Below are 23,203 nucleotides of genomic sequence, written 5' to 3' on the forward strand. Positions count from 1 at the left end.
AAACCAAGGGAGAGAACCATGAAAATCACGACCCTGAAAGGCGCGTTGCTCGCAACGACTTTGTTTAGCGCGACAGCAGCAACAGCGCAGGACGCAACGCTGATCATCGAAAGCTGGCGCAACGACGACCTTGTCATCTGGCAAGATAAGATCATTCCCGCCTTTGAAGCCGAAAATCCTGGCATCAAGCTAAAGTTCACGCCGTCCGCACCGGCTGAATATAACGCGGTTCTCAACTCGAAACTCGACGCCGGATCGGCAGGAGACATAATTTCTTGTCGCCCCTTCGACGCTTCGCTGGCGCTCTATGATGCGGGCCATCTTGCTGATCTCAGCGACCTCAGCGGCATGGCGAATTTCTCTGGCGTCGCCAAAGCCGGATGGTCCACCGACGACGGTAGCGCGACCTACTGCGTCCCGATGGCATCGGTGATCCACGGTTTCATCTATAACAAGGATGTGTTTGCCGAACTGGGTCTGGAAGTGCCAACCACTGAGGCCGAATTCTTTGCCACGCTTGACGCGATCAAAGAGGACGGTGGCTACATCCCGATGGCGATGGGTACCAGCGACCAATGGGAAGCCGCAACAATGGGCTATAACAACATTGGACCGAACTACTGGAAAGGCGAGGAAGGGCGCGCCGCACTTATCGCCGGCGAACAATCGCTGACCGACGAGGGTTGGGTGGCACCATTCCGCCAGCTTGCGAAATGGGGAAGCTACCTCGGCGATGGCTACGAGGCACAAACCTATCCTGACAGCCAGAACATCTTTACGCTTGGTCGCGCCGCGATCTATCCGGCCGGGTCCTGGGAAATCTCCGGCTTTAACGCACAGGCTGATTTTGAAATGGGCGCTTTCAACCCACCGGTCGCGAATTCGGGCGACACCTGCTATATTTCGGACCACACCGACATTGGCATCGGCATGAACGTGGCAACCGAGAATCCCGAGGCGGCAAAGATCTTCCTCAACTGGGTGGCAACGTCGGAATTCTCGAATATCTTCGCCAATGCCTTGCCTGGTTTCTTCCCATTGTCGAATGCGACAGTGGAACTTCAGGACCCGCTGGCGCAAGAGTTCATCTCTTGGCGCGGTAAGTGCGAAAGCTCGATCCGGTCGACTTACCAGATCCTGTCGCGCGGCACACCGAACCTTGAAAACGACACATGGAATGCCAGCGTCGCCGTCATCAAGGGTGTGGAAAGCCCCGAAGATGCAGCAATGCGTCTGCAGAACGGTCTGGCTAGCTGGTACGCGCCACAGCAATAAGCCCGTTCCGCACCCTCCCCCGGGCCAACCTTCCCGCCCGGGGGAAACCGTTTCCCTCAGTCCTATCGCCAAGGAGATTTGAGATGGCTACGCCTTCCAAACCCCAGTTCAGGTGGCACATCGCAGTATTTCTGGCACCGGCCGTGCTCGTCTACACGGCGGTGATGATCTATCCCCTGTTCAACACCCTGCGTCTGTCGCTCTTTTCCGAAGTTGATCAGGATCGTGTCTGGGTCGGGTTGCAGAATTTCCGCACTCTTTTCGGCGACGCCGTCTGGTCCGATCAGTTTTGGAACGCACTGGCAAACAACGCATGGTTTTTTATGATCCATATGATTGTGCAAAACCCGATTGGCGTCGCACTCGCTGCGATCCTGTCGTCCCCGCACCTGCGGTTTTCCGCGTTTTATCGTTCGGCAATCTTCATTCCGACGATCCTGTCCTTCGTGATCGTGGGGTTCGCCTGGAAGCTGATCCTGTCGCCCATTTGGGGCATCGCGCCGGGTATGCTTGATAGCATTGGACTGAAATTCCTCTACCAGCCTTGGCTGGGGAAGGAAGAATACGCGCTGACCACACTTAGCCTTGTCTCTGTCTGGCAATATGTCGGCATTCCGATGATGCTGATTTATGCTGCGCTACTCTCGATACCAGACGAAATTCTTGAAGCGGGTGAATGTGACGGCATCACCGGAATGGCCGCCTTTTTCAAGATCAAGCTGCCGCTCATACTTCCGTCCATCGGGATCATCTCGATCCTGACATTCGTCGCAAATTTTAACGCCTTCGATCTGATCTATGCCGCACAAGGGGCGCTGGCGGGGCCGAACTTCTCGACCGATATTCTGGGCACGTTCATGTACCGCACCTTCTTCGGGTTCCAGCTTCAGCTTGGCGATCCGCACATGGGATCCGCTATCGCATCCGCGATGTTCGGCGTCATTCTGGTGGGTGTCTGCATCTACCTCTTCGGCATCCAGCGCCGTTTACGCAACTATCAGTTCTGAGGGATCAAAACGATGAACATGACACGCCGTACCTCCGGAACGACAATCGCTGCTCATGCGGTGCTGATCGGCTACACTCTCATAGCTCTGTTCCCGGTTTTTGTAATCCTGATCAACAGCTTCAAGACAAGAAAGGCCATTTTTCGCGAGCCGCTGGCGCTGCCGGATGCAGATAGCTTTTCGATGATCGGATACGAGACTGTGATGAAGCAGGGGGACTTTTTCCTCTACTTCCAGAACTCGATGATCGTTACCATCGTCTCACTGACGCTGATCCTTCTATTCGGGGCCATGGCGGCCTATGCGCTTGCCGAATACCGGTTCAAAGGCAACACACTGATGGGGCTCTATCTGGCGCTTGGCATCATGATCCCGATCCGGATCGGAACCGTCGCAATCCTCGAGATGATGGTCTCAAGCGGTTTGGTGAACACATTGACGGCGCTCATCCTTGTCTACACTGCGCAGGGCCTCCCGCTTGCTGTTTTCATCCTGTCGACGTTCATGAAAGGCGTGAGCGACGATCTGAAGAACGCCGGGCGCATCGACGGTTTGAGCGAGTACAAGATCTTCTTCCGCCTCGTCCTGCCACTTGTGCGCCCCGCCATGGCGACGGTCGCGGTCTTTAATATGATCCCGATCTGGAACGACCTCTGGTTCCCGTTGATCCTCGCCCCGGCAGAAGAGGTGAAGACCCTGACGCTTGGCAGTCAGGTGTTCATCGGCCAATTCGTGACCGATTGGAACGCCGTTTTGTCGGCACTTTCCATGGCAATCTTGCCGGTGATGATCCTTTATGTCATCTTCTCGCGTCAGCTAATCCGCGGCATTACTTCGGGAGCGGTCAAATGAGGGTGCTCATCGCAGGCCTTGGCAATATGGGGCGTAGTCATGCGCTTGCCCATCACGCCCACCCGGACTCAGAAATCGTGGGGCTGGTCAATCGATCAGCCACCGATCTGCCAAAAGAGCTCGACGGCTACCCGCGGTTTGGTGATTTTCAATCGGCGCTGTCAGAAACCAATCCCGACCTCGTTGTGATCGCTACCTATACCGACACCCATGCCGATTTCGCCATCGCTGCGATGGAGGCTGGCGCCGATGTTTTCGTCGAAAAACCACTGGCAGGGAATGTTGCGGATGCCGAACGCGTCGTCGCGACTGCGGCACGATTTGGCCGCAAGCTGGGTGTTGGGTATATCCTGCGCCACCACCCAAGCTGGCAGCGCCTGATCACCGAAGCACGCAACCTGGGCGGGCCGTATGTTTTCCGCATGAACCTCAACCAACAATCCGATGGGCCGGCCTGGGAAACACACAAGGCACTGCTGAAAACGACCTCTCCAATCGTCGATTGCGGGGTCCACTACGTTGATGTCATGTGCCAGATCACGGATGCAAAGCCGGTCCGCGTTCATGGCGTGGGCTTGCGGCTGTCGCCAGAGATATCGACAGACATGTATAATTACGGGCAGTTTCAGGTGGCGTTCGATGACGGTTCAATCGGCTGGTACGAAGCTGGCTGGGGACCAATGATGTCGGAAACCGCGTTTTTCGTGAAGGACGTGGTCAGCCCGAACGGCGCCGTTTCGATCACTGACAGCAGCAAAGGCGACTCTGACGATGTGGACGGTCACACTAAGGTCGCTGGGCTTCTGGTTCACCGCCGGGACCAGGACCGCATGATCGACCTTCCCGATGAGCCAGGACATCAGCAGCTTTGCAATACAGAGCAGGCGTGGATCATTGACGCCATTCAGAACGATATCGACTTGTCCCGCCACCTGACCGACGCGGTGCAATCACTGCGCATCTGCCTTGCCGCCGATGAAAGCATCCGCACTGGGAAAACCATTTACCTTGGAGAGACAACATGACTGCGCTGAAACTCGAAAACGTGAACAAATCCTTCGGCCCGGTGCACGTACTGAAGGACATTAGTCTGACGGTCGAAAAGGGAGAGTTTGTCGTCTTTGTCGGACCGTCCGGCTGCGGAAAATCCACCTTGTTGCGGGTGATCGCCGGGCTTGAAGATGCGTCGAGCGGTACAATCACGATTGGCGACGACGTCGTCAACGCGGTGCCGCCCGCCAAGCGGGGTATCGCGATGGTGTTCCAGTCGTACGCGCTCTACCCTCATTTGTCTGTCAAAGATAACATGAGTCTGGGTTTGAAGCAGGAAGGTCAGCCAAAGTCGGTGATCGCAGAGCGTGTATCCAAGGCCAGCAAGATGCTGGAACTCGAACAATATCTTCCCCGGCGCCCCGCAGAACTGTCCGGTGGCCAGCGCCAGCGCGTCGCCATTGGCCGAGCAATTGTACGCGAGCCGAAACTCTTCCTCTTTGACGAGCCGCTGTCCAACCTGGACGCCGCGTTGCGGATGAACACCCGCGTCGAAATCGCCGCCTTACACCGAACCCTGTCAGCCTCGATGATCTACGTCACCCACGATCAGATTGAGGCTATGACGCTTGCCGACAAGATTGTTGTCTTGCGCGACGGACGGGTTGAACAAGTCGGAAGCCCGATGGATCTCTACAATAATCCCGCCAACCGCTTCGTCGCGGGCTTCCTCGGGTCGCCGTCGATGAATTTCCTCGAACGCTCTGTCCCGGGGCTTGCCGCCGGGCAAACACTTGGCATCCGCCCAGAGCACCTCGCCCTGCGCGCCGATGGACAGATTAGCGGTGAGGTCACGCATGTGGAACGGCTGGGCGGAGATACCAACCTGCTCGTCAGTACGGATCAGGGCGAAATATTGACAGTGCGCCTATTCGGCCAAAACGACACAGATGTCGGCGCACATATTCAGCTTGGCTTTGACCCTGAAATGGCGTTCCGTTTTGATCAGTCCGACAACAGAATTCTTCCTTTGGCAGCATGATGGTCACCACTCTCGCAGGTATTGTGTCCGCCGCGTCATCGCTGCGCCGGACACAATTGTCTCGAAGGCTGATCACCGCAGGTATTGTACTGTTGTGGCCATATCAACCGAGCGCCTCCCAATTTCAAACGGAAGAGTAGATAATGGACCTGTCCCGCTCAGCCGCCGAAATCCGTCCTGGTTTCGCAGCCATTTGAAAAAGGCACTCAGGTGCGAGGCGCGGTGGCGGATTGTCGAATTGCTGAGCCCCCCATCTTTCTTCGGCATGCGGCCAAACTCGACCAGCCTGTCCCGATAGGCCCCAGCGTTTCTTGGCGTTACTTTTTCGAAGGGCTTGCCCTCCAGAAATTGTTCGAAGTCCCGGATGCTGACGAGATGCGCAATCATAGTTTTACGGTCATAGCGGCCAGCGTAGGCCTGCCACTCGTGGATGACGCGATCATTGTGGGTGTGCCACTGTGGTTTACGAGACTCCGGATCTTTCCCAATACGCGCCGGGTCTGAGACGTTTTCTTCGTCGCCTTCTTGGTGTTGGTTATCCCTCCATGGACGCCATTGAGAAAACCTATGACGCACTGAGGTCAAGCAAAGACTACAAAGCTATGGTTGGTGATATTGAGCTTGACTGGCGCAACATCGTCAAATTTGTCGGGTAATTTCTGGAGCTGGCTGTGCGGGAAATTGCTGAAATTCATGTTGGTTTGCCGCACCCGTTCAATTTTCCAACTTGCTTAGAGGGCACAGCGGTTCGCAAGACTGCACAGCTCGCGCTCAAGCGTAGCGATCACCTGCTTTTCTCTGATTGGGCTGATCGGCCAAGTTCTTTTTCTTTCGGTTAGTGGGGTCAAGTTCTCATCCGGGTCACACTTCTCTTTGCCGTCTGATGGGTCCCTGGCTGGAAACGCTGCATGCATGTGTCGAATTTGCAGTGGAGAACCTTGATCAGAAACGCGTTTCAAGTGACGCACCTTCCACCAAAAGCGGCTCATTTCGTGGCTGACGCCAGGGCCCGGTTCATCCGAAATTCTTGTGCACAGCCGCGAGAGGAACCGTAGCGGCGCTTCAGCCGAGCTTTTCGTATTTGCCAAGTTTGACAGCAAGCTCCATCGACGCGACCTGTTCTTTGAACCTGGCCAGATGCGGCGCCGCGTCATGGGCTTGCCAGTCCGCCGTCGTCTCCCAAATTTCGTAAATCATGAACGCACCCGGATTTTCGAGGGTTTCGTGCAGATCATACAGCACGCAGCCTGCGTCTTTGCGTGAGTTCTCGACCAGGGTCTGAACCAGCGGCAAAAACACGTCTCGATGAGCTGCCGGTACCGTTAAATGGGCGACAAGAACAAGGTTGGTCATTGGCTATTCCTATCCGGATAAAATCATGTCGGCAGCTTTTTCAGCGATCATTACTACCGGGGATGCCGTATTCCCCGAAACGATTTTGGGCATGATCGAGGCGTCGACCACGCGCAGGTTCCGGATGCCGTGCACCTGCAGCCTGTCGTTGACCACAGCCTGCGGATCCTGACCCATTTTACAGGTGCCCACCGGGTGGAAAATGGTAGTGGCGATATTGCCGACAGCCTTGAGCAGATCTTCGTGGCTGGCGACCTGCGGACCCGGCAAAACTTCCTGCGGCGTATGCGGTTTCAGGGCCTTAGCCCCCATGATTTCCCGCGCCTGCTGTACCGATTTAACCGCCACAAGCTTGTCGCGCTCGGCACTCAGGTAATTTAGCTTGATCTCTGGCTGCGCGTCACCGTCGCGAGACACAATATGGCAACTGCCAACGCTTTCGGGGCGCAGATTGCACACCGACACGGTGATCGCCGGATAGGGGTGCAACGGGTCGCCCAGCTTGTCAGTGCTTAAGGGTTGCACGTGATATTCCAGATCGGGCGTTTCCAGCGACGGGTCACTTTTGGTGAACATGCCGAACTGACTTGGCGCCATCGACAAAGGACCACTTTGGCGCAAGCCGTATTGCAACGCCATCGCCGCCTTGCCCAACAGGCTGTTGGCCTTCTGGTTCAGGGTTTTGGCGTTGGATATTTTAAAAACGGTTCGGATTTGCAGATGATCCTGCAGGTTCTCGCCCACGCCCTGGCTTTCGTGCACAACTTGAAGGCCGAGCTCTGACAGGACATCAGGCCGCCCGATACCGGACCTCTCCAGCAATTTTGGCGAATTGATTGCCCCTGCTGCCAGCAGGATCTCGCGCCTGGCACTGGCCCGCATGCGCTGACCGGATTTGCGGAACTCAACGCCTTCGGCGCGGCCGTCCTGCAGCACGATCCGATCGGTGTGCGCCTCGGTGATCACCCGCAAGTTGGGCCGGTTCTTTGCCGGGCGCAAAAAGGCCTTTGTGGTGTTCCAGCGGGCCCCCTTACGTTGATTGACCTCAAAAAACCCCGACCCCTCATTGGTGCCACCATTGAAGTCATCGGTCGGGTGGATGCCAAATTCAGACGCTGCCTTCTGAAAAGATTCCAGAATGCCCCACTTCAGGCGTTGTTTGGTGACTTTCCACTCCCCACCTGCGCCGTGCAATGGGGTCGCACCTTTGTAGTGATCCTCAGACTTGATGAAATAGGGCAGGATGTCGTCCCAGCCCCAACCCTGATTGCCCATCTGCCGCCAGCCATCGTAATCCGCGGCCTGCCCGCGCATATAGATCATGCCGTTGATCGAAGAACAGCCGCCCAGCACCTTGCCGCGCGGGTAAGGCAACGACCGCCCGTTCAGCCCCGGCTCGGCGGCGGTTTTCATCATCCAGTCGGTACGCGGATTGCCCATGCAATACAGGTAGCCGACCGGAATATGCACCCAGTGGTAATTGTCACGCCTGCCCGCCTCCAGCAGCAGAACCCGGATTTTGGGATTGGCGGACAGACGGTTGGCCAGAACGCAGCCCGCCGTGCCTGCGCCGACGATTATGTAGTCATAGTCGCCTTCAAGCACGGCGGTGTCTGTGGTCATGCCAACGTCTTTCTCAGGCTGTCGTCAGAACTTGATGACAAGTTTGCCGATCATGGTACCGGTTTCGATGATGCGATGCGCTTGTTTCACGACATCCGCTGACAACCCGTTCAAAACCTGTGTTTCGGTCGTGACCAGTTGACCATCGTCGATCATTGCCGCTACGCGGGCCAGAATCTTGCCCTGTTCGACCATATCAGAGGTCTTGAACAGCGACCGCGTGAACATCAATTCCCACATCAAGCCAACGGATTTGCCCTGCAGCAGCGAGATGTCCAGTTTCTCGTCGGTTTCAACAATGGTGCCGATCCGGCCCTGTGGCGCGACCAGTTCGCACATGGCGTCCCAGTGCTGGGCGGTATCGGCATACTGGGTGATGTAGTCCACGTTTTCATGGCCAGACGCGCGGGTGCTGGCGACCAGATCGCGGTGGTTCACCACCTCATGCGCCCCCATTTTGCGGCACCATGCCTCAGTTTCCGGCCGCGAGGCCGTAGCGATGACCGTCAGTCCGGTCAATTGACGCGCCAGTTGGGTGGTGATCGAACCGACACCGCCGGCTCCGCCGATGACGAGCAGGCTGCCAGCAGCAGCGCCAGTCGGCACACAAAGCCGGTCAAACAACATTTCCCAGGCGGTAAGCGACGTGAGCGGCATGGCGGCGGCCGCTTCGGGGGTCACTGACTTTGGCGCCAGGCTGGCGATGCGGGCATCAACACATTGCAACGTCGCATAAGAGCCCGGACGATTGGCGTCACCAGCGTACCAAACCCGGTCGCCAACGCTGAATCCGGACACTTCAGAACCGATTTCGCGAACGATGCCAACCGCGTCATAACCAACCAGAAACGGTTCCGGATGGGGTTGTTCAACAGCCGTGCGCAGGCGCCGCTTCGCATCGGCGGGGTTGATTGAAATTGCTTCGATCTCGACCAGAAGATCCTGCGCGAGAGGCTTGGGATCCGGCAGGTCTACGTCAAACAGGCTTTGCGCATCGTCGATGGGCAGCGAATGGGTGAAGCCAACTGCTTTCATTAGATATATTCCTTATCTTGTTATACTTCTGTGTTCGATTTTATCGTTAACTGACAGTTGTCTGATTGCGCGCGGCGCTCAAACGGGCCCAGAACGGCGCCAGGGCGCTGGCCAGGTCGGTGAAAAGCAAATAGCGCTCCGCATAGTGTTCCGACATCGCAGCGTTCGGCGCATAGTGCCGGTCAGAGGCAGTCATTTTCTCGACTGCTCCATCATAATCCGCGAACAAACCGGCGCCGACACCGGCGGCGATGGCGGCGCCCAGGGCACCGGTTTCCTGAGCGCTGGCAACCGTGACAGGTATGCCCAGAATGTCAGCAAACATCTGCGGCCAGATTGGGCTGCGGGACCCACCGCCCGACAGAATGGCGCGGTCAAAGCGCACACCGGCCTGCCCAAGAACGTCGATATGCCGCTTGTGCTCAAAGGCCACGCCTTCGAACAAGGCGCGCAACAGATGAGCTTCGCCATGCCAACCTGCCACGCCGTAATAGCCCGCCCGATGGTCAGCCCCCTGCCCTGATCCATAAAGATAGGGGTGATAAAACGGGTCATCCGCCGCCGGGGTGACGGAGGCAACCAAGGCGTTGCAATGGCCAAAGGGATCCTCATGGTGGCTGCCCCGCTCGACCAGCGCGCGCACGTACCATTCCAGATTGGCCGCCGAGGTCGCGCTGGCTTCGATATTGATGAACCGGTCTGCAGCGAACCCCGTAACCATGAAAATATTCTCGTCGCTCACAGGACTTGCGGACAACACCTGATTGATACTCCAGGTGCCGGCAATGATACTGGCCTGACCATTTTCGACAGCCCCCGACCCAAGGGCGCTGGCCACGACGTCAAACAAGCCACCGACAACCGGCGTGCCCGCGACAAGGCCGGTTTCTGCGGCAGCCTGTTCGCTGATGCCGCCCACAACTTCATCCGGGCGCACCAGATCCGGCAACATGGATTTGGCGTCGGCCAGGCCGTAGCGGACCAAAAGCCCGTCGTCATAGGTCAGATCCGGCATTTTCAACAGGCCGCAGCCGGACATGTCCGACAGATCGGAGACACGGCGGCCGGTCAGTTGAAATGTGATGAAATCTTTGCACAGAAAGACGGTACCAATCTGGCTGTACAGCTCCGGCTGGTGGCGTTTAACCCAGGCCAGCAGACTTGGTGTTTGTGAGGGCCATGGTTTTTGCAGGCAGAGCGCGTGCAAAGCGCGACCATTGTCCCCAGCGGCCAGTTCCGCCGAAATATCGGCGGCCCGGCTGTCCAGAGATTGCACCGCCAACAACGGCGCGCCGGCTTTATCCAGCAAATAGAGACCGTTACCATGGCCCGCACAGCCAATGGCCGCAATCTGGGCCGCAGCAATGCCAGCCTTCTCCAGGCAGCCACGGATCACGGTTGCCGCGTTGCGCCAGAGTTCGGGCAGGCTGCGCTCGACATGGCCAGGGGCCGGGGTTTCAGACTGCCCGTCCAGCGCTGATGTGGCGATCTGCCGGCCGTCGAGGTCAAACAGAACCGCCTTGATCACCGTGTTGCCGGCATCCAGCCCCAGAAGATATTTTTGTCGCTCAGGCACTTTGATATATCTCCCACGCTTCTTCGCCTGACGCCCCGTTGTGGATCATCGCCATAAGGGCGGCGACCACCTGCTTGGGATTGTCGTGCTGGTAAATATTGCGACCATAGACCATGCCCTGAGCGCCCTGCGCCATCAGGGCAGCGGATTTTATCAGAACAGTTTTCAGGTCTTCTTTGCCACCGCCACGCACCAGTACCGGCACCCGGGCGGCTTCGACCACGCGGTGGAAATCCTCGGGGTTTTCGGTCGGATCTGCCTTGATGATGTCGGCGCCCATTTCGCTGGCAAGTCGCGTCAGGGTGACGATTTTTTCGGCGTTGCCGTCGACCTGATAGCCGCCGCGCACGTCGTTGGGCAGCATGACCAGCGGTTCGATCATCAGCGGCATGCCGTATTTGTGGCAGGCGGCGCGAACTCTGGAGATATTTTCGACACACTGATGAAACAGCTCCGGCTCGTCCGGCAACATAAACAAATTAACGACAACGGCAGCGGCGTCCATTTCCAGCGCACCGATGATCGGCTCGTCTGCGTTTTGCAGCATTGACCACATCGCCCGGTGGCGCTGATCGTTATAGGGATTGCCCATATCGATACGCATTACCAACGCTGGCTTGTCTTTTTCTGGGCGGTTCTGCAGAAGATCAGCCTGGCCATAAGCCATCTGAATCGCATCCGGTCGCGCATCTACCAGAGTGTTCACGACGCTGGCCATATCCTCCAGCCCAACCAAAAAGCTGGGCTCATTGCAGACCCCGTGATCAATGGCGACATCCAGACAGCCCCCATTGGTGAACATCCGGTTCATCCGGGCCTTGGTGCTGATACGCATTGTAATTTCCTTCATTTAGACCGGTTTGAAAGTGTTTGCTGGCAAACACCGTGATACTCGCCCAGCTCCGATATCAGAGAGGCTGTTTCCATATTTTGCCGTGCTGCATCCCAGCCCAGACATTCCGCTGCGATCGCTGTAACGCGGGCAATAATATCAGTAGAAATCTGCCCGGTGATCGCCAGGGCGGTACGTCGAAAAACGATGTCCGCAAGGTGCACAGTTCGCCCGGATCGGATCAGGAAGGCTGTTTCGGCAACCGAGTACGGGCAATCGGGCGCCAGGCTGGTGTCCCCGGGGGTTGCGTTACATGCTGTCAGTACAGAATGCGCATTGGAGCCATAGTGATCCAGCACATGGCGCGCGCGTTCTGCCGATACACTGAATTTGGCGCAGGTCTCAGAAACCCAGCTTTGAGAGTCTTCAGGATAGTCCCGACCGCCACCGATCGGCAGCTTCAAAGTGTCGCAAACGCGGGGCATGCCAAGCTCATGCAACACGTCATCTGTGGTTTGCTCAGCAAAGGCACGGAACGTCGTCCATTTGCCACCAACCATGCAAAACTGAGGGACCGGCCCGTCCAGCCTTTTGACGAAATGACCACGCGAAATCCGCCCGGTAAATTCCTGATCGCTTTTAGGCAGCGGGCGGATGCCGCTGTAGCTGAAAACAATTTGCGATTGCGTGACACAGATATCCGGGAAGACACCCGCCAGAGACTGCAGGATGTAAGATGTTTCTTCCTCTTCGCAGCGCGTTCTGCCGGGGGCATTGACCCGGATATCGGTCGCGCCGACAAGCACTTTTGACAGATAGGGAAACAGGATACAAACGCGCCCGTCAGAGTTCTCGTAGAAAATCATGTGCCCGCCCAAAGCGTCGCTCAACTCGGGGTTGTCGATCACCAGATGGGACCCTTTGGTGCCCTCAACCATTGGTGTCGCGGTGTCATACTGCCCCGGCAATTGCGCAGCGGTGACATCAACCCATGCGCCGGTGGCGTTGACAATCGTTTTGGTGGACACCGGCCAGCTTGCACCGGTTTCGTTGTCTTTCAAGGTCAGTGCACCATCGTCACCTGTGGTCAGGCAGACATAATTCAACGCAACGGAGGCGCAGTTCGCCGCTTCGCTGTCATCAAGAAGCTCAAGACCCAACCTTTCGGGGTGGCTGATCCAGGCGTCATAATAGGTGGCAGTAAACCGCGTGTCCTTGCGCAGGTGCGGCCATTGCTCGCGTGTCTTACGGGGGCCCCGGAAATCATGGGTAGGAAGCACACGACGGCGGCGCGTCACCCAATCATACATTGTCAGGCCAGCCTTGATCATCAACGCCCCACGTTCGGCGGGTTTGGTCTGCAAATGCAAGAAGTTTGCGACGCCGTTCATGACGCCCGAGAACACTGAGCGGATCGGCACTGTTGTGGGCAGTGAGCGCACCATATGGGGGGCGTTCTGCAATAACGCATCGCGCTCTTGCAGCGATTCACGAACCAGTGAAAATTCGCCGTTTTCCAGATAGCGCAATCCGCCATGGATCATTCTTGAAGGCGCAGCGCTGCAGCCTGAGCAAAAATCGTTCTTTTCGACCAGTAAAACCCGCAACCGTTGCAGGGAAAGTTCACGAAACACGCCGATGCCATTGATGCCGCCGCCAACGACGATCACGTCGAAGGCGCCGTTTTCGACAATTCTGGAAAATTTCTGGTCTCTGTCTTCAGGCATAAATCTACCGTTCACTGACATGCGTCAATGCTCTTCCTTGTTGAGTTTTGGCGTTTGTCTAACCGTCTAGATTGGTCAGGTGGTTTACTGCCGCGCTGTTGATCTGTGCGATGTCATCCTGGCTCAGGCGGATACGACCGGCATTAGCGTTTTCGATGGCTTGCGCCGGATTTCGTGCGCCACACAGAGAAAAAGTTATGCCCGGTTGCTGAAGCGTCCAGGCGATGATGATTTGCGCGCTGGTGGCATTATGCGCTGCACAGATTGGCGCGATTTCATCCATCACCGCGGCAATCTTCTGGCGATTAACCATCGAAAACAACGGATTGTCCTTGCGCAGATCATCACCTTCAAATGTGCGATCCGGGCCTATTTTTCCGGTTAGCAACCCAAGGGCGAGCGACGAATAGCTGAGCACGGAAATTCCGTTGAGCACACAAATTGGCATGATCTCCGCCTCAATTGTACGGTGCACCATGCTGTACTGTTCCTGAATACAGTCCAGTTGCCCGGCAGCAATATAGGCGTTGAGGTCCTCTACAGACAAGTTACTGGCACCCGTTGCACGGATTTTACCCTGAGATTTCAAGGCCAGCATCGCCTCGAGCGTTTCATCGACAGGTGTTGTCGGATCCTGCCAATGGGTAATGAAGACGTCCAGATAGTCAGTCCCCAGCCGCTTCAGGCTTTGCTCGACCTCATAGATAATCGAGTCCTTACCCAAATATCGATGTACCGGCTTGTCCTGCTGATCAAAGAAATAATTGCCCTTCTGCGTGTGCCAGACCAGCCCGCATTTCGAGACCAGCACGACCTCATCGCGCCGGCCCTTCAAGGCTTTGCCAACAATCTCTTCCGAGCGCCCCATACCGTAGGCCGGTGCGGTGTCGACCAGGGTGATCCCGGCATCAAGCGAGGCTTGTATGGCCGCCACGGAGTCCTCCTCGTTGGTGCCGCCCCACATCCAGCCGCCGATGGCCCATGTCCCAAGTCCGACACCACTGGCCTTTACGCCGGAATTGCCAATTTCACGTGTTAACATATCACCGCTCATATCAGTATTCTCCGCTCAGCGTTTCAAGCACGCCGTTTGCTGTTGCTTCGTCGACGACCAGCGCCTTCAGGTGATGCCCGCGCAGCGCCGACGCGATTGGAGCAATCTTGCTCGCCCCCGAAGCCACTCCCATTGTGAGCGGCACGTTGGCCAGTTCCGCCGGGCTCAACCCGACAAGGCGCGAGTTCAGATCGTAGTCACAGACGTTGCCGTCTTTATCCATCAAATGGGCCAGCAGTTCCCCGACAGCGCCAGCACGATTGATTTCATCCCGATCGCCCTTGGGCGTCGGATGAAGATCGTAATAAGTGGAATCCTCCGAAAGGATGGACCCGACACCGACAATGGCAAGCGTGGCCTGCCGGGCCCGGTCAAGCACCTCGTTGACCGAGCGCATGGCCATCAGCATGTCTTTCTGTTCGACCGTTTCGGCAAACAGCGGCGCGTGAATCTGGTAAGCCCGTCCACCAAGTTTTTCTGCCAGTTGCGTCGCCACATGGTTCACATCTGTATAATGTTTGCCTTGCACACAGCCTGTCGCCGGAACGACTTCGATGTCGTATGTGCGCTCGGGGTTAAGCCCTTCGACCACCGCGCTCACGCCCTTGCCGCCTGTGATGCAGATCGTGTCGCCATCTTTCAGGTTCTTCAACAGAAGGTCCGCCGCCGCGCCTCCAACATTTTGCAACACCACGTCCGGATTGTCCGATACAGTGGGGGTCACCAACACATCGTTGATTTCAGCTAGTTCCTTGATCCGCGTTTCCAGATCAAACAGCGGTTGGAAAGGCGTGCGAATGATTATTTCGACCATGCCCAACTCGCGGCCCTGCTTGATCAATCTGTTCACTTTGGCCGAAGAGAGGCCCAGCTCAGCGGCAATCCGGGATTGGAGGCGACCCTCTTCGTAGTAGAGGGTGAGGACACGCGCCATGAGTCGCATGCTCTCGAACTCTGCTCTGCTTGTAATCACGACGCCGTTTCCTTTCGGCTGATGAGGTGGTTTGATGCAGCGGCAGCAAGCAGCACTGCACCGAGAACCAGGGTTTGGTAATAGGCCGGCACGACAGTCAACATCCCTACCGTCAGCGCCATGATGATTAGTGCGCCAACAAATGACCGCAGGACTCTGCCTTCGCCTCCACTGAACGCGGTGCCGCCAAGCAGGACCACGAGGATAGCGGTGAGCTCCATGCCATCGCCTGAAAGGGGGTCGCCCAGCGACATGAAGCTAGACCGGGCGATGCCTGCAAGCGCCGCCGACACACCGACAATCACGTACAGCAAAATGACGATTTTTCCGGTGTTGATCCCGGACAGTTTCGCGGCTGTAGGGTTGCCGCCTGTTGCCGCTGCGTATTTTCCTAGCAAAGTGCGGTTCTGCGCGATGACAAGAACGAGCGTGACGGCGACAGCGACCCAGAAGGCCATAGGCAGGTTCAGCAGCGTTCCTTCTCTGCCATAGGAGTTGAACCAACCGGGCATCTTCTGACCGCCACCCGACTTGATCGCCGATACCCCGTCCTGGACAAGCAGCAGCGCCATGCCCTTGAAAAGACTGAGCGTGATCAACGTTGCAATTACGGGGGTGATCTTGAGCCTGACGACCAGGAAACCATTGAACGCTCCGAGCCCGGCACCTGCCACCATCGTGATGGCAAAGGCCGCAAGGAACGGAACGCCGTTGATCGCCAACAAGGCGTAGATGACAGCACTCAGGCTCATCGTGCTCCCCACCGAGAGGTCGATGTAGCCCGAGACCATTAGCAGCGTGAAGGCACCCGCGAGTGTGAGCAGCGGTGCCGACACCCTGAGAATGTTGATGATGCTCTTCTCGTTCAGGAAGTTGCCACGCTCAAACAGATCGAACTTGTCGAGATTCGCGACACTCAACAAAGCGACGACTGCCACGAGTACAAAATAGATGTAATAGTTGCGCAGGAAGTGCGCGACACGGACACCTCGTGTGGCCGGGGGCTGAGCAAGAGTAGATGATTGAGACATCAAATTCACCGGTTCCTTCGGGCGAGCGCCCAGGTCTGCGTTAAGATCGCGACAAACACCGCGATAGCCTTGAGAATGTACTGCCAGTCCGGTGACAGAACCAATCCAGTCGCGGCTGAAGTCACGACGGCGAGAATTAATGCGCCGAAGAACATTCCCACCACCGAACCGAAGCCTCCGGCGATGGCGACTCCCCCGAGCAGGGCGATCACCAATGCATCGAACTCCATCAACGTGCCCCGGTTCGAATATCCGGACTTGAACTCAGAGGCCAGGAGGATTCCCACTATCCCTGCGATTGCAGAACTGAACAGGTACAGATAAGTAACGTGCCTGTCTTTATCGATTCCGGATAATCTTGCCGCGACCGCATTCGCGCCAATCCAATAGGTTAGCCGGCCAAATACCGTCTTCTTTTCGATGAAGACAGCGATGACAAGCAGGATCACCATCAAGACCACCGGGAGCTTTACCGATGCCCCAAATACCGTCAGGTTGCCGAGCATTCCGAACACGTCTGGCAGGTTCGTGTTGCGCTGTGATCCTTGAGTGATGACCTGCGCGAAGCCCCGTGCAAGCATCATCGTTCCCAGGGTCACGATGATTGACGGAATGCGGAAACGAACGACAAAAAGGGCATTCAGCGCCCCGATCGCGAGAGCACCACCCAGCGCGCCGATTACGGCCAGCCAGTATGGAAAACCGAGCCCGGTTGACAGCGCACTGCCCCCTCCTGCCGACTGAGAGAACCAGACAGCAAGCACGCCTGACAGGGCTACGATTCCGCCCACAGACAAGTCAAAGTTCCCCGACACAAGGAGGAACGTGACCCCGACACCCAGGGAAATGACCGCCCAGTTGTTGGTCACCAGATTGAGCATGTTTTGCAGTTGGAAGAAATTCGGCACCAATATTGAGGCGAACAGAAACAGTCCGACCGCGACGGACGCAACCAGCAGCGTAATAAACGACTCGTCGCTCATGCGGCGGCGCGTATGTAACAGCGTCCTGCCAATTTTTGTGGAATCACTCATTGCACGGCCCCTCCCCGGCCACCAGTCACAACATTGAGAATGTGCGCTGCGTCGACGTCGGGGCCATTGATGACTTCAGTTTCAAGAGATCCGTCGAACAAGAGGAAAATGCGATCACATATGCCAAGCACTTCTTCGAGCTCTGATGAGAAAACAGCGACCGAATTGCCCTCGTCTGCCATGCTCCTGATAATGTCGTAGATTTCCGCTTTGGCACCGACATCCACACCACGAGTTGGCTCGTCCAGCAACAGCAGGTCCGCGTCGGCAAACAGACATTTTGCAAGCACGATTTTCTGTTGGTTCCCTCCGGACAGCTTCTCCGCATACTTGTCGATCGAACTTGTCGCGATGTTGAGCTTGCCGACATATTCGTCAGCGGCTTCGAGCTCGACGGAAGACCTGAATACACCTCTGTTCGACAGGCGTTTCAGGTTCATGACCGGAATATTCTCCCGAATTGTAAGGCTGGTGAACAGGCCCTGCGTGCGGCGTTCTTCGGGAACCAGTGCGATACCAGCGGCAATCGCTTCCTTGGGCGAATTTCCGACCTTCTGCCCTTTAAAGAGGATCGACCCGGAGACTTTATCAGCGCCGAACAAGGCCCGGGCGATCTCAGTCTTACCGGCACCGACGAGGCCATAGAAACCGACGATTTCACCACGGTTGATTTCAAAGGACACGTCCTTGAGCAGCTTATTGGTCAGCCCCCTGGCGATGAGAACGGCCTCATTGGTCACGGCTGTTCGCGGCGTATAGTCCTGAAACACGTTGCGACCGATCATCATCTCAATCAGTTCGGACCGTCCCGCGACGTCTGACAGCGGCTTTGTAACGATGTGCTTTCCATCCCGAAGCACCGTAACGGCATCGCCAAGTTCGAAAATCTCGTCAAGCTTGTGTGAGATGTAAACAACCGTCACGTCTGTCTCGCGCAAGCGCCGTATCACCCCGAAGAGCCGCGCGACCTCTCGCTCGGAAAGGGCCGCTGTTGGTTCATCCATGATGATAACACTTGCCCCGGACGACGCGGCACGGGCGATTTCGATGATCTGCTTCTGCGCGACGCTTAGTGAGGAGACCCTGGCCGACGGGTCGATGGAGGGCTCGATCGCAGCGAGCGTCTGGACCACCCGATCATCGAGGTCTGACTTAACCAGAAACCCAAACCGGCTCCGTTCCATCCCCAGTGTTAGATTCTCTAAAACAGTGAGTTCATCGACGACGTGAAGCTCCTGGAAGAGCGTGGCGATGCCACCTTCACGCGCGTCATGAGGATTGCCTGGCTCATAGGCCGATCCGCGCACCTTCATGCGTCCGCTAGTTGGTTGCAAGGCACCGGTCAACATCTTGATGAGCGTCGATTTCCCTGCGCCGTTTTCTCCTACGAGACAATGGACGGTACTACTTTCGATTGAAAAGCTCACATCGTCGACTGCCCTTACGCCGGGATAGTCCTTGGTGAGTGCCTCGACCGACAGGACGGGTGATTGCGACTGGTCTGTCAAGCTATTCTCTCCTTCAACCCGGGGCGCAACAATGTGCAGGTTAACCCACTACACGGCTGAATTTGTGAGTTTATTTTGTTAGCAGCTTGCAGGGGCGGACAAGTCCACACCCAGGGGCTGCTGGCGCTTTAAATACCTGGCGATCAGATCAGAGACATGCCCTTATTCAGATAGCGACCGCCAGGTAAGTGTTTAAGATTACTCGCCGAACTGAGCCGCGAGCCAGGTCTTTGCTTCATCCTGAGGCATGGTCCAATATGAGATGGTGTAGGCCTTGTAGAAGAACTCCTCGGCCGGGGCTGTCGCTGCTGCAACATCGCCGTTCACCACATCCATGATCAGATCGATGCGCCCTTGTGCCGTCTCGATCGGTGGGAGGCCCATCGAAATCTTAAGGCTGGAATTCGGGTCGTAAACTTGCTCGAACTCGACAGTGTCAAAATCTACACTGGCCACAATCTCGGTCAAAGGCTTGCCATCGTCAAACTTGCCGCGGCCGAGTTGAGAAAGGCCTGCCATAGTGCCGACGGTAAGAGACGAAGACTCGGAATAGATGAGGTTAACTTCTGGCCGCTGCGTCAACAGATCAACGATAATCTGCTTCGCCGCCTCCTGTCCGACACTTGAGTCCAGAGCGCCCAGGTTCTCGGCACCCGGATCGACGGACAGGACACCTGCAGCGAATGGGGCGGTGCGCCCGGAGTTCACTTCAGTGTGGTTTGGCCATCCAAGCTGGACCATGACGATCGGCGTGTCCGGGTGTGCTTCCTTCCAGGCCGTCGCCATCTGCGCGCCCATCTCGAACGAAACACCGGCCTCATCGCTGCGTGCTGTCGGGATACCTGTATCCGTGATCGGGCTGAAGAATGATGTCATTACGATACCGTCATCGAGCGCGTCTTTAACACCAGGTGTGGCTGCTTCAGCGTCCCAGATATGCAGGGTCGCGGCGTCAAAGCCGCCGGCGACAACCTGGTCGATATTCTGTGTCATGACGGCTGAATCGGCCTGACCATCAAAGACGACAACCTCGGCACCATATTTCTCCGCAGCGTAGCGCTGCGCTTCATCTGCCTGAGCCTGGTGGAACACGTTCGACAGGTTGGAGACAAAGAACGCAATCCGCTTTCCGTCTTGCGCCATGGCGCCACCACTTGCTGCCGCGATCATCGACGCGGCCACAAGCCCCGTCACAAACATTCTCTTCCGTATCAACATATTTCATCACTCCCTTTGCTGTAGACCGAGCCGGGCCACATGACCTGATGGCCCTTCTTCAACTGCAAACAACCACAATCCACAGACATAGTGGGTGAATTTTATTGCAGTGCGTGACAAATATTTCGCATGTTTGAAAGATATGTCAATGACTGATTTTTATTTCACCGGCATGTTCTTAGAGAACGCGGTACGATAACTTCTCTCTGAAGCGGCCAGAATGTCAGCAAGGGCGCAGCAACGCGTGGAAAATCCTCGGCTCACCAGACGATTTCAAACTTCATTCCTGCAGGACTTTTTTTCCGGCACAGACGGGTCCCCGGACGTATTCGATGCAATTCTCGACAAGTTTTATGTTGGCACCAGGGACCAGACGACGCAGGCCTTATGCCTCGGGTAAAAACAAGTCACAAAATTCTCCACCCACATCCTGCCTTTAGTACATTCGGGCCTCGTTCGCCCCTGCCCGCTCTGTGCGCCGATTACCCCGTATAGCTGGGCGGCGGATAGGGCTGACAGCAGATTTGAAACATTGAAGCCCACGGGCGGAAACGGCCCTGAGCCGACATTCGTTTGGACTGCAGCGAACGGCTGCTCCGAGCCCTAAGCGGACCTTCGGTATGAGCGCCGTATCAGCTTTAAGGGTCCGATCCCGAACTGACTCAATCGGGCCAGGGATTTGGAATGGTCAGATCGAACTTGTGATCTTGTTCACTTTTTTCCAAATTTCGTCGGCCAGGAAGCGGGCGCAAACGCGAACGCGCTCAGTTGATGCCAGATCGGGGTGCGTCACAACCCAGCCTGTGATTGCTTTGTCATTTGGCGACTTAGGTAGACGAACTAATTTTGGATCAGAATCTGCCAAAAAACAGAACAGATAGCCGAAACCCAGTCCTGCCTTCACAGCGTTCAGATGTGCCCGCATGTCGGAGACGATGTGTTGGACGGGACACAGTTGATTGGCTGACACCCAGCACTGGACGCGGCACGCACGGATTGCCCGCGCTGGTTGGCAAGGAAAATTCTCAGATTGTCCCACTCAAATACTTTCATGACATCCCCGGCTCTGTGCTGCCATCGCCGCCGCTGGTGCAAAAACGGAACAAGAAAATGCGATTATAGCCAGTACGACGTCGTTCCTGCACTCACTAAATTGATCACAGACGAAATTATCGCCCTACACCCGGCACCCAGGAGAACAGAAAATGAAAAATGAGATCCTTGTCATTGGCGGCACCGGCAACATCGGCATGCCCCTTGTCGATCTTCTGAAAGATAGTGATCAAGACTATCGCGTAGTGGTGCGCAGCGATGGAAGCGAAGCCAAAATGGCGTCAAAAGGCGTCCCCACCGTTCGCGCAGAACTGGGAGACTGGCCTAGTGTTGAGACAGCACTATGGAACGTCGATACGGCATTCCTCCTCAGCAGCCCGTCGCCGGTCATGTCCGATCTGCACAAAGGGCTGATTGACCGCGCCATATCCGCAAACGTGCGCAAAATTGTGCGCTTGTCAGCAGAGCCCGCCCGCCACAGCAAAGGTCTTCCGATGTATGAACAACATTCTGAAGTCGATGACTATCTGACGGCGAGCGGATTGGACTATGTCATTCTGAGACCGCGTTATTTTATGCAGAACATTCCGCAGATGCATGCGGTCTTCATGAAGGAAAAACAGATGTTCGCGCAGTATCCGGGCAATACCCGCATTCCCATGATGGACACGCGCGACATAGCAAAAGCGGTACTTGCTGGACTGACATCGGATACGTACAACGGCAAGATCCACTATCTCACCGGCCCAGAGGCGATCAGCTTTCATGATGTCGCCGAAGCGTTTTCAAAGCCCCTTGGCAAAGACATTCAGTATGTGAACCTGTCCTACGAAGATCAGAAGGCTGGTCTTGAATCCTATGGAACGCCGGACATGATCGTTGAAACGGTCATGACGTTGTTCAAACGCTGGGCTGAGGGTGGAGATCAACCCGCAACGTCTGATTACGAAAATATCACCGGGGCCAAAGCGACCGGAATCGACCAATTCGCCGCCGAGACAGCGCAACATATGTAACTTGCAGGCACGCCAATTGCCCGGGCCGTCAATTACGCTCGGGCAAGATGCGGCCAACGCCAGCAAATGAGGAAGACCCACATGCCAGATTTCCCCGAACAGCTTCCACATGGTCCGCTAGAGGAAGTATTCCCAGATGTATTTGTCGTTAAGGGACAAATCAGGATCGAGGCGAACCAGATCCATGAGTTCAGCCGCAATATGACCGTCATTCGTGACGGTGGCGCCCTGACGCTTATCAACACCATCCGCCTTGATGACGCAGGTCTCGACGCACTCGACGCGCTCGGCCTGGTCCGGCACATCGTCAAACTCGGCGCGTACCACGGAAGGGATGATCTTGTCCCGATTTAGTTCCGGTCTCTTTCGAGCGATATTCGCAATGAAGGAGACAAGAAATGGCACCAAGATACAGCGAAGAATTCCAGCGTGACGCGGTTCGCATTGCAACGACCAGCGGCCTGACGCGACCCCGGATTGCGTCGGATTTGGGGGGTGGCGTTTCGACCCTGAACAAGTGGGTTCAACAACACCAGAACGACGACCTGATGTCTGGCCCACATGAAGATGTAGAGAAAGAGAACGCCCGCCTGCGCAAGGAAAACCGGGTTCTGCGCGAGGAGAGGGAGGTCCTAAAAAAGGCGACGATCTTCTTCGCAGGACAAAAGGCGTGAGGTTTGCCTTTGTCGACACCTGGAAGAAGATCTGGTCTATCGAGTTTCTCTGCAGTGTTTTGCAGGTGACTTCTCGCGGCTTTCGCGCTTGGAAATCCCGTTCCATCAGTCAACGTCAGCGTGATGACATGGTGCTTTTGGCGCATATCAGGGACCAGCACCGGCTTAGCCTGCAAAGCTATGGCCGACCGCGCATGACTCACGAATTGCAGGAGCTGGGGTTAAACGTTGGCCATCGTCGGATTGGTCGGCTGATGCGTGAGAATGGCATACGAGTTGTCAGGACGCGTAAATTCAAGGCCACAACCGACAGCAATCACGCGTTCAACA

General features: G+C 56.3%; 23 protein-coding genes. 10 read left to right on the forward strand and 13 right to left on the reverse strand.

Going from position 1 to position 23,203, the window contains the following annotated elements; translation table 11 throughout:
- The first annotated feature begins 18 nt into the window (after window positions 1-18).
- From DWA01_RS21955 to DWA01_RS21975, 5 genes are all read left to right on the forward strand, one after another.
- Window positions 19-1,275 carry an ABC transporter substrate-binding protein gene (locus DWA01_RS21955; protein WP_114287949.1) on the forward strand — a complete coding sequence of 419 codons (1,257 nt, stop codon included), beginning with the start codon at window positions 19-21 and terminating at the stop codon, window positions 1,273-1,275.
- A gap of 83 nt (window positions 1,276-1,358) precedes the next feature.
- Window positions 1,359-2,282 carry a carbohydrate ABC transporter permease gene (locus DWA01_RS21960; RefSeq protein ID WP_114287950.1) on the forward strand — a complete coding sequence of 308 codons (924 nt, stop codon included), beginning with the start codon at window positions 1,359-1,361 and terminating at the stop codon, window positions 2,280-2,282.
- A gap of 12 nt (window positions 2,283-2,294) precedes the next feature.
- Window positions 2,295-3,134, forward strand: a complete 840-nt coding sequence (locus DWA01_RS21965) for a carbohydrate ABC transporter permease (protein WP_114287951.1) — start codon at window positions 2,295-2,297, stop codon at window positions 3,132-3,134.
- A complete protein-coding gene (locus tag DWA01_RS21970) occupies window positions 3,131-4,159 on the forward strand; it encodes a Gfo/Idh/MocA family protein (protein WP_114287952.1) in 1,029 nt (342 codons plus the stop codon). Before DWA01_RS21965 ends, DWA01_RS21970 begins: the two co-directional genes overlap by 4 nt.
- On the forward strand, window positions 4,156-5,166 hold the full coding sequence (locus DWA01_RS21975) for an ABC transporter ATP-binding protein (protein WP_114287953.1): 1,011 nt from the start codon (window positions 4,156-4,158) through the stop codon (window positions 5,164-5,166). The genes DWA01_RS21970 and DWA01_RS21975 overlap by 4 nt, the downstream gene beginning before the upstream one ends.
- A 72-nt stretch (window positions 5,167-5,238) precedes the next feature.
- Here the strand turns inward: DWA01_RS21975 and DWA01_RS21980 are convergent, their stop codons facing one another.
- Window positions 5,239-5,553 carry a phage integrase N-terminal SAM-like domain-containing protein gene (locus tag DWA01_RS21980; RefSeq protein ID WP_114287954.1) on the reverse strand — a complete coding sequence of 105 codons (315 nt, stop codon included), beginning with the start codon at window positions 5,551-5,553 and terminating at the stop codon, window positions 5,239-5,241.
- A gap of 71 nt (window positions 5,554-5,624) precedes the next feature.
- Here DWA01_RS21980 and DWA01_RS23025 point away from each other — a divergent pair, with 71 nt between their 5' ends.
- The gene (locus DWA01_RS23025) at window positions 5,625-5,822 is read left to right on the forward strand and encodes a DUF6854 domain-containing protein (RefSeq protein ID WP_136057812.1); all 198 of its coding nucleotides are present in this window, start codon (window positions 5,625-5,627) and stop codon (window positions 5,820-5,822) included.
- A gap of 406 nt (window positions 5,823-6,228) precedes the next feature.
- On the opposite strand, the gene DWA01_RS21985 is transcribed toward DWA01_RS23025, so the two are convergent.
- The 12 genes from DWA01_RS21985 to DWA01_RS22040 all read right to left on the reverse strand — a co-directional run bounded on the left by DWA01_RS21985 (window position 6,229) and on the right by DWA01_RS22040 (window position 20,130).
- Entirely contained in the window at window positions 6,229-6,519 is a 291-nt protein-coding gene (locus DWA01_RS21985) for a putative quinol monooxygenase (RefSeq protein ID WP_114287955.1), read from the reverse strand.
- Between the two features lie 9 nt (window positions 6,520-6,528).
- Window positions 6,529-8,142, reverse strand: a complete 1,614-nt coding sequence (locus DWA01_RS21990) for a GMC family oxidoreductase (RefSeq protein WP_114287956.1) — start codon at window positions 8,140-8,142, stop codon at window positions 6,529-6,531.
- Between the two features lie 24 nt (window positions 8,143-8,166).
- Window positions 8,167-9,177, reverse strand: coding sequence for a zinc-binding alcohol dehydrogenase family protein (locus DWA01_RS21995; protein WP_114287957.1), 1,011 nt, complete (start codon window positions 9,175-9,177; stop codon window positions 8,167-8,169).
- Window positions 9,178-9,223: 46 nt separating this feature from the next.
- On the reverse strand, window positions 9,224-10,753 hold the full coding sequence (locus tag DWA01_RS22000; protein ID WP_114287958.1) for an FGGY-family carbohydrate kinase: 1,530 nt from the start codon (window positions 10,751-10,753) through the stop codon (window positions 9,224-9,226).
- The gene (locus DWA01_RS22005) at window positions 10,746-11,588 is read right to left on the reverse strand and encodes a class I fructose-bisphosphate aldolase (protein ID WP_114287972.1); all 843 of its coding nucleotides are present in this window, start codon (window positions 11,586-11,588) and stop codon (window positions 10,746-10,748) included. Before DWA01_RS22005 ends, DWA01_RS22000 begins: the two co-directional genes overlap by 8 nt.
- A gap of 11 nt (window positions 11,589-11,599) precedes the next feature.
- Entirely contained in the window at window positions 11,600-13,312 is a 1,713-nt protein-coding gene (locus tag DWA01_RS22010; RefSeq protein WP_114287959.1) for a glycerol-3-phosphate dehydrogenase/oxidase, read from the reverse strand.
- Between the two features lie 58 nt (window positions 13,313-13,370).
- Complete coding sequence (locus DWA01_RS22015) at window positions 13,371-14,354, reverse strand: aldo/keto reductase (protein WP_235008674.1); 984 nt, start codon at window positions 14,352-14,354, stop codon at window positions 13,371-13,373.
- 13 nt (window positions 14,355-14,367) lie between these two features.
- Window positions 14,368-15,339 (reverse strand): sugar-binding transcriptional regulator, encoded by a 972-nt coding sequence (locus DWA01_RS22020; protein ID WP_200832647.1) that lies wholly within the window; start codon window positions 15,337-15,339, stop codon window positions 14,368-14,370.
- Window positions 15,336-16,370 carry an ABC transporter permease gene (locus DWA01_RS22025; protein WP_114287962.1) on the reverse strand — a complete coding sequence of 345 codons (1,035 nt, stop codon included), beginning with the start codon at window positions 16,368-16,370 and terminating at the stop codon, window positions 15,336-15,338. Before DWA01_RS22025 ends, DWA01_RS22020 begins: the two co-directional genes overlap by 4 nt.
- Window positions 16,371-16,375: 5 nt before the next feature.
- Window positions 16,376-17,404 carry an ABC transporter permease gene (locus DWA01_RS22030; RefSeq protein ID WP_114287963.1) on the reverse strand — a complete coding sequence of 343 codons (1,029 nt, stop codon included), beginning with the start codon at window positions 17,402-17,404 and terminating at the stop codon, window positions 16,376-16,378.
- Entirely contained in the window at window positions 17,401-18,912 is a 1,512-nt protein-coding gene (locus DWA01_RS22035; protein ID WP_114287964.1) for a sugar ABC transporter ATP-binding protein, read from the reverse strand. The genes DWA01_RS22030 and DWA01_RS22035 overlap by 4 nt, the downstream gene beginning before the upstream one ends.
- A gap of 198 nt (window positions 18,913-19,110) precedes the next feature.
- Window positions 19,111-20,130, reverse strand: a complete 1,020-nt coding sequence (locus DWA01_RS22040; RefSeq protein ID WP_114287965.1) for a sugar ABC transporter substrate-binding protein — start codon at window positions 20,128-20,130, stop codon at window positions 19,111-19,113.
- Between the two features lie 1,205 nt (window positions 20,131-21,335).
- On the opposite strand from DWA01_RS22040, the gene DWA01_RS22055 reads away from it, so the two are divergent.
- From DWA01_RS22055 to DWA01_RS22070, 4 genes are all read left to right on the forward strand, one after another.
- On the forward strand, window positions 21,336-22,199 hold the full coding sequence (locus tag DWA01_RS22055; protein ID WP_114287968.1) for an NmrA family NAD(P)-binding protein: 864 nt from the start codon (window positions 21,336-21,338) through the stop codon (window positions 22,197-22,199).
- A gap of 81 nt (window positions 22,200-22,280) precedes the next feature.
- Window positions 22,281-22,553, forward strand: a complete 273-nt coding sequence (locus DWA01_RS22060) for a hypothetical protein (RefSeq protein ID WP_114287969.1) — start codon at window positions 22,281-22,283, stop codon at window positions 22,551-22,553.
- A gap of 44 nt (window positions 22,554-22,597) precedes the next feature.
- Complete coding sequence (locus tag DWA01_RS22065; protein WP_114286783.1) at window positions 22,598-22,873, forward strand: transposase; 276 nt, start codon at window positions 22,598-22,600, stop codon at window positions 22,871-22,873.
- Window positions 22,870-23,203 (forward strand): IS3 family transposase (locus DWA01_RS22070; RefSeq protein WP_136057632.1); only part of this gene is annotated, 334 nt, incomplete at its 3' end. The genes DWA01_RS22065 and DWA01_RS22070, both read left to right, overlap by 4 nt.

The sequence above is a fragment of the Candidatus Halocynthiibacter alkanivorans genome (assembly GCF_003333265.1).
Classification (GTDB): Bacteria; Pseudomonadota; Alphaproteobacteria; order Rhodobacterales; family Rhodobacteraceae; genus Halocyntiibacter_A; species Halocyntiibacter_A alkanivorans.

What these genes read in the sequence shown, in the direction of transcription:
- DWA01_RS21970 (WP_114287952.1), top strand. Translation starts at nt 3,131, where the DNA reads ATGAGGGTGCTCATCGCAGGCCTTGGCAATATGGGGCGTAGTCATGCG.
- DWA01_RS21965 (WP_114287951.1), top strand. Translation starts at nt 2,295, where the DNA reads ATGAACATGACACGCCGTACCTCCGGAACGACAATCGCTGCTCATGCG.
- DWA01_RS21955 (WP_114287949.1), top strand. Translation starts at nt 19, where the DNA reads ATGAAAATCACGACCCTGAAAGGCGCGTTGCTCGCAACGACTTTGTTT.
- DWA01_RS22005 (WP_114287972.1), bottom strand. Translation starts at nt 11,588, where the DNA reads ATGCGTATCAGCACCAAGGCCCGGATGAACCGGATGTTCACCAATGGG.
- DWA01_RS21960 (WP_114287950.1), top strand. Translation starts at nt 1,359, where the DNA reads ATGGCTACGCCTTCCAAACCCCAGTTCAGGTGGCACATCGCAGTATTT.
- DWA01_RS22010 (WP_114287959.1), bottom strand. Translation starts at nt 13,312, where the DNA reads ATGCCTGAAGACAGAGACCAGAAATTTTCCAGAATTGTCGAAAACGGC.
- DWA01_RS22025 (WP_114287962.1), bottom strand. Translation starts at nt 16,370, where the DNA reads ATGTCTCAATCATCTACTCTTGCTCAGCCCCCGGCCACACGAGGTGTC.
- DWA01_RS22040 (WP_114287965.1), bottom strand. Translation starts at nt 20,130, where the DNA reads ATGTTGATACGGAAGAGAATGTTTGTGACGGGGCTTGTGGCCGCGTCG.
- DWA01_RS21980 (WP_114287954.1), bottom strand. Translation starts at nt 5,553, where the DNA reads ATGATTGCGCATCTCGTCAGCATCCGGGACTTCGAACAATTTCTGGAG.
- DWA01_RS22055 (WP_114287968.1), top strand. Translation starts at nt 21,336, where the DNA reads ATGAAAAATGAGATCCTTGTCATTGGCGGCACCGGCAACATCGGCATG.
- DWA01_RS22030 (WP_114287963.1), bottom strand. Translation starts at nt 17,404, where the DNA reads ATGAGTGATTCCACAAAAATTGGCAGGACGCTGTTACATACGCGCCGC.
- DWA01_RS22065 (WP_114286783.1), top strand. Translation starts at nt 22,598, where the DNA reads ATGGCACCAAGATACAGCGAAGAATTCCAGCGTGACGCGGTTCGCATT.
- DWA01_RS22060 (WP_114287969.1), top strand. Translation starts at nt 22,281, where the DNA reads ATGCCAGATTTCCCCGAACAGCTTCCACATGGTCCGCTAGAGGAAGTA.
- DWA01_RS21985 (WP_114287955.1), bottom strand. Translation starts at nt 6,519, where the DNA reads ATGACCAACCTTGTTCTTGTCGCCCATTTAACGGTACCGGCAGCTCAT.
- DWA01_RS21975 (WP_114287953.1), top strand. Translation starts at nt 4,156, where the DNA reads ATGACTGCGCTGAAACTCGAAAACGTGAACAAATCCTTCGGCCCGGTG.
- DWA01_RS21990 (WP_114287956.1), bottom strand. Translation starts at nt 8,142, where the DNA reads ATGACCACAGACACCGCCGTGCTTGAAGGCGACTATGACTACATAATC.
- DWA01_RS22015 (WP_235008674.1), bottom strand. Translation starts at nt 14,354, where the DNA reads ATGTTAACACGTGAAATTGGCAATTCCGGCGTAAAGGCCAGTGGTGTC.
- DWA01_RS21995 (WP_114287957.1), bottom strand. Translation starts at nt 9,177, where the DNA reads ATGAAAGCAGTTGGCTTCACCCATTCGCTGCCCATCGACGATGCGCAA.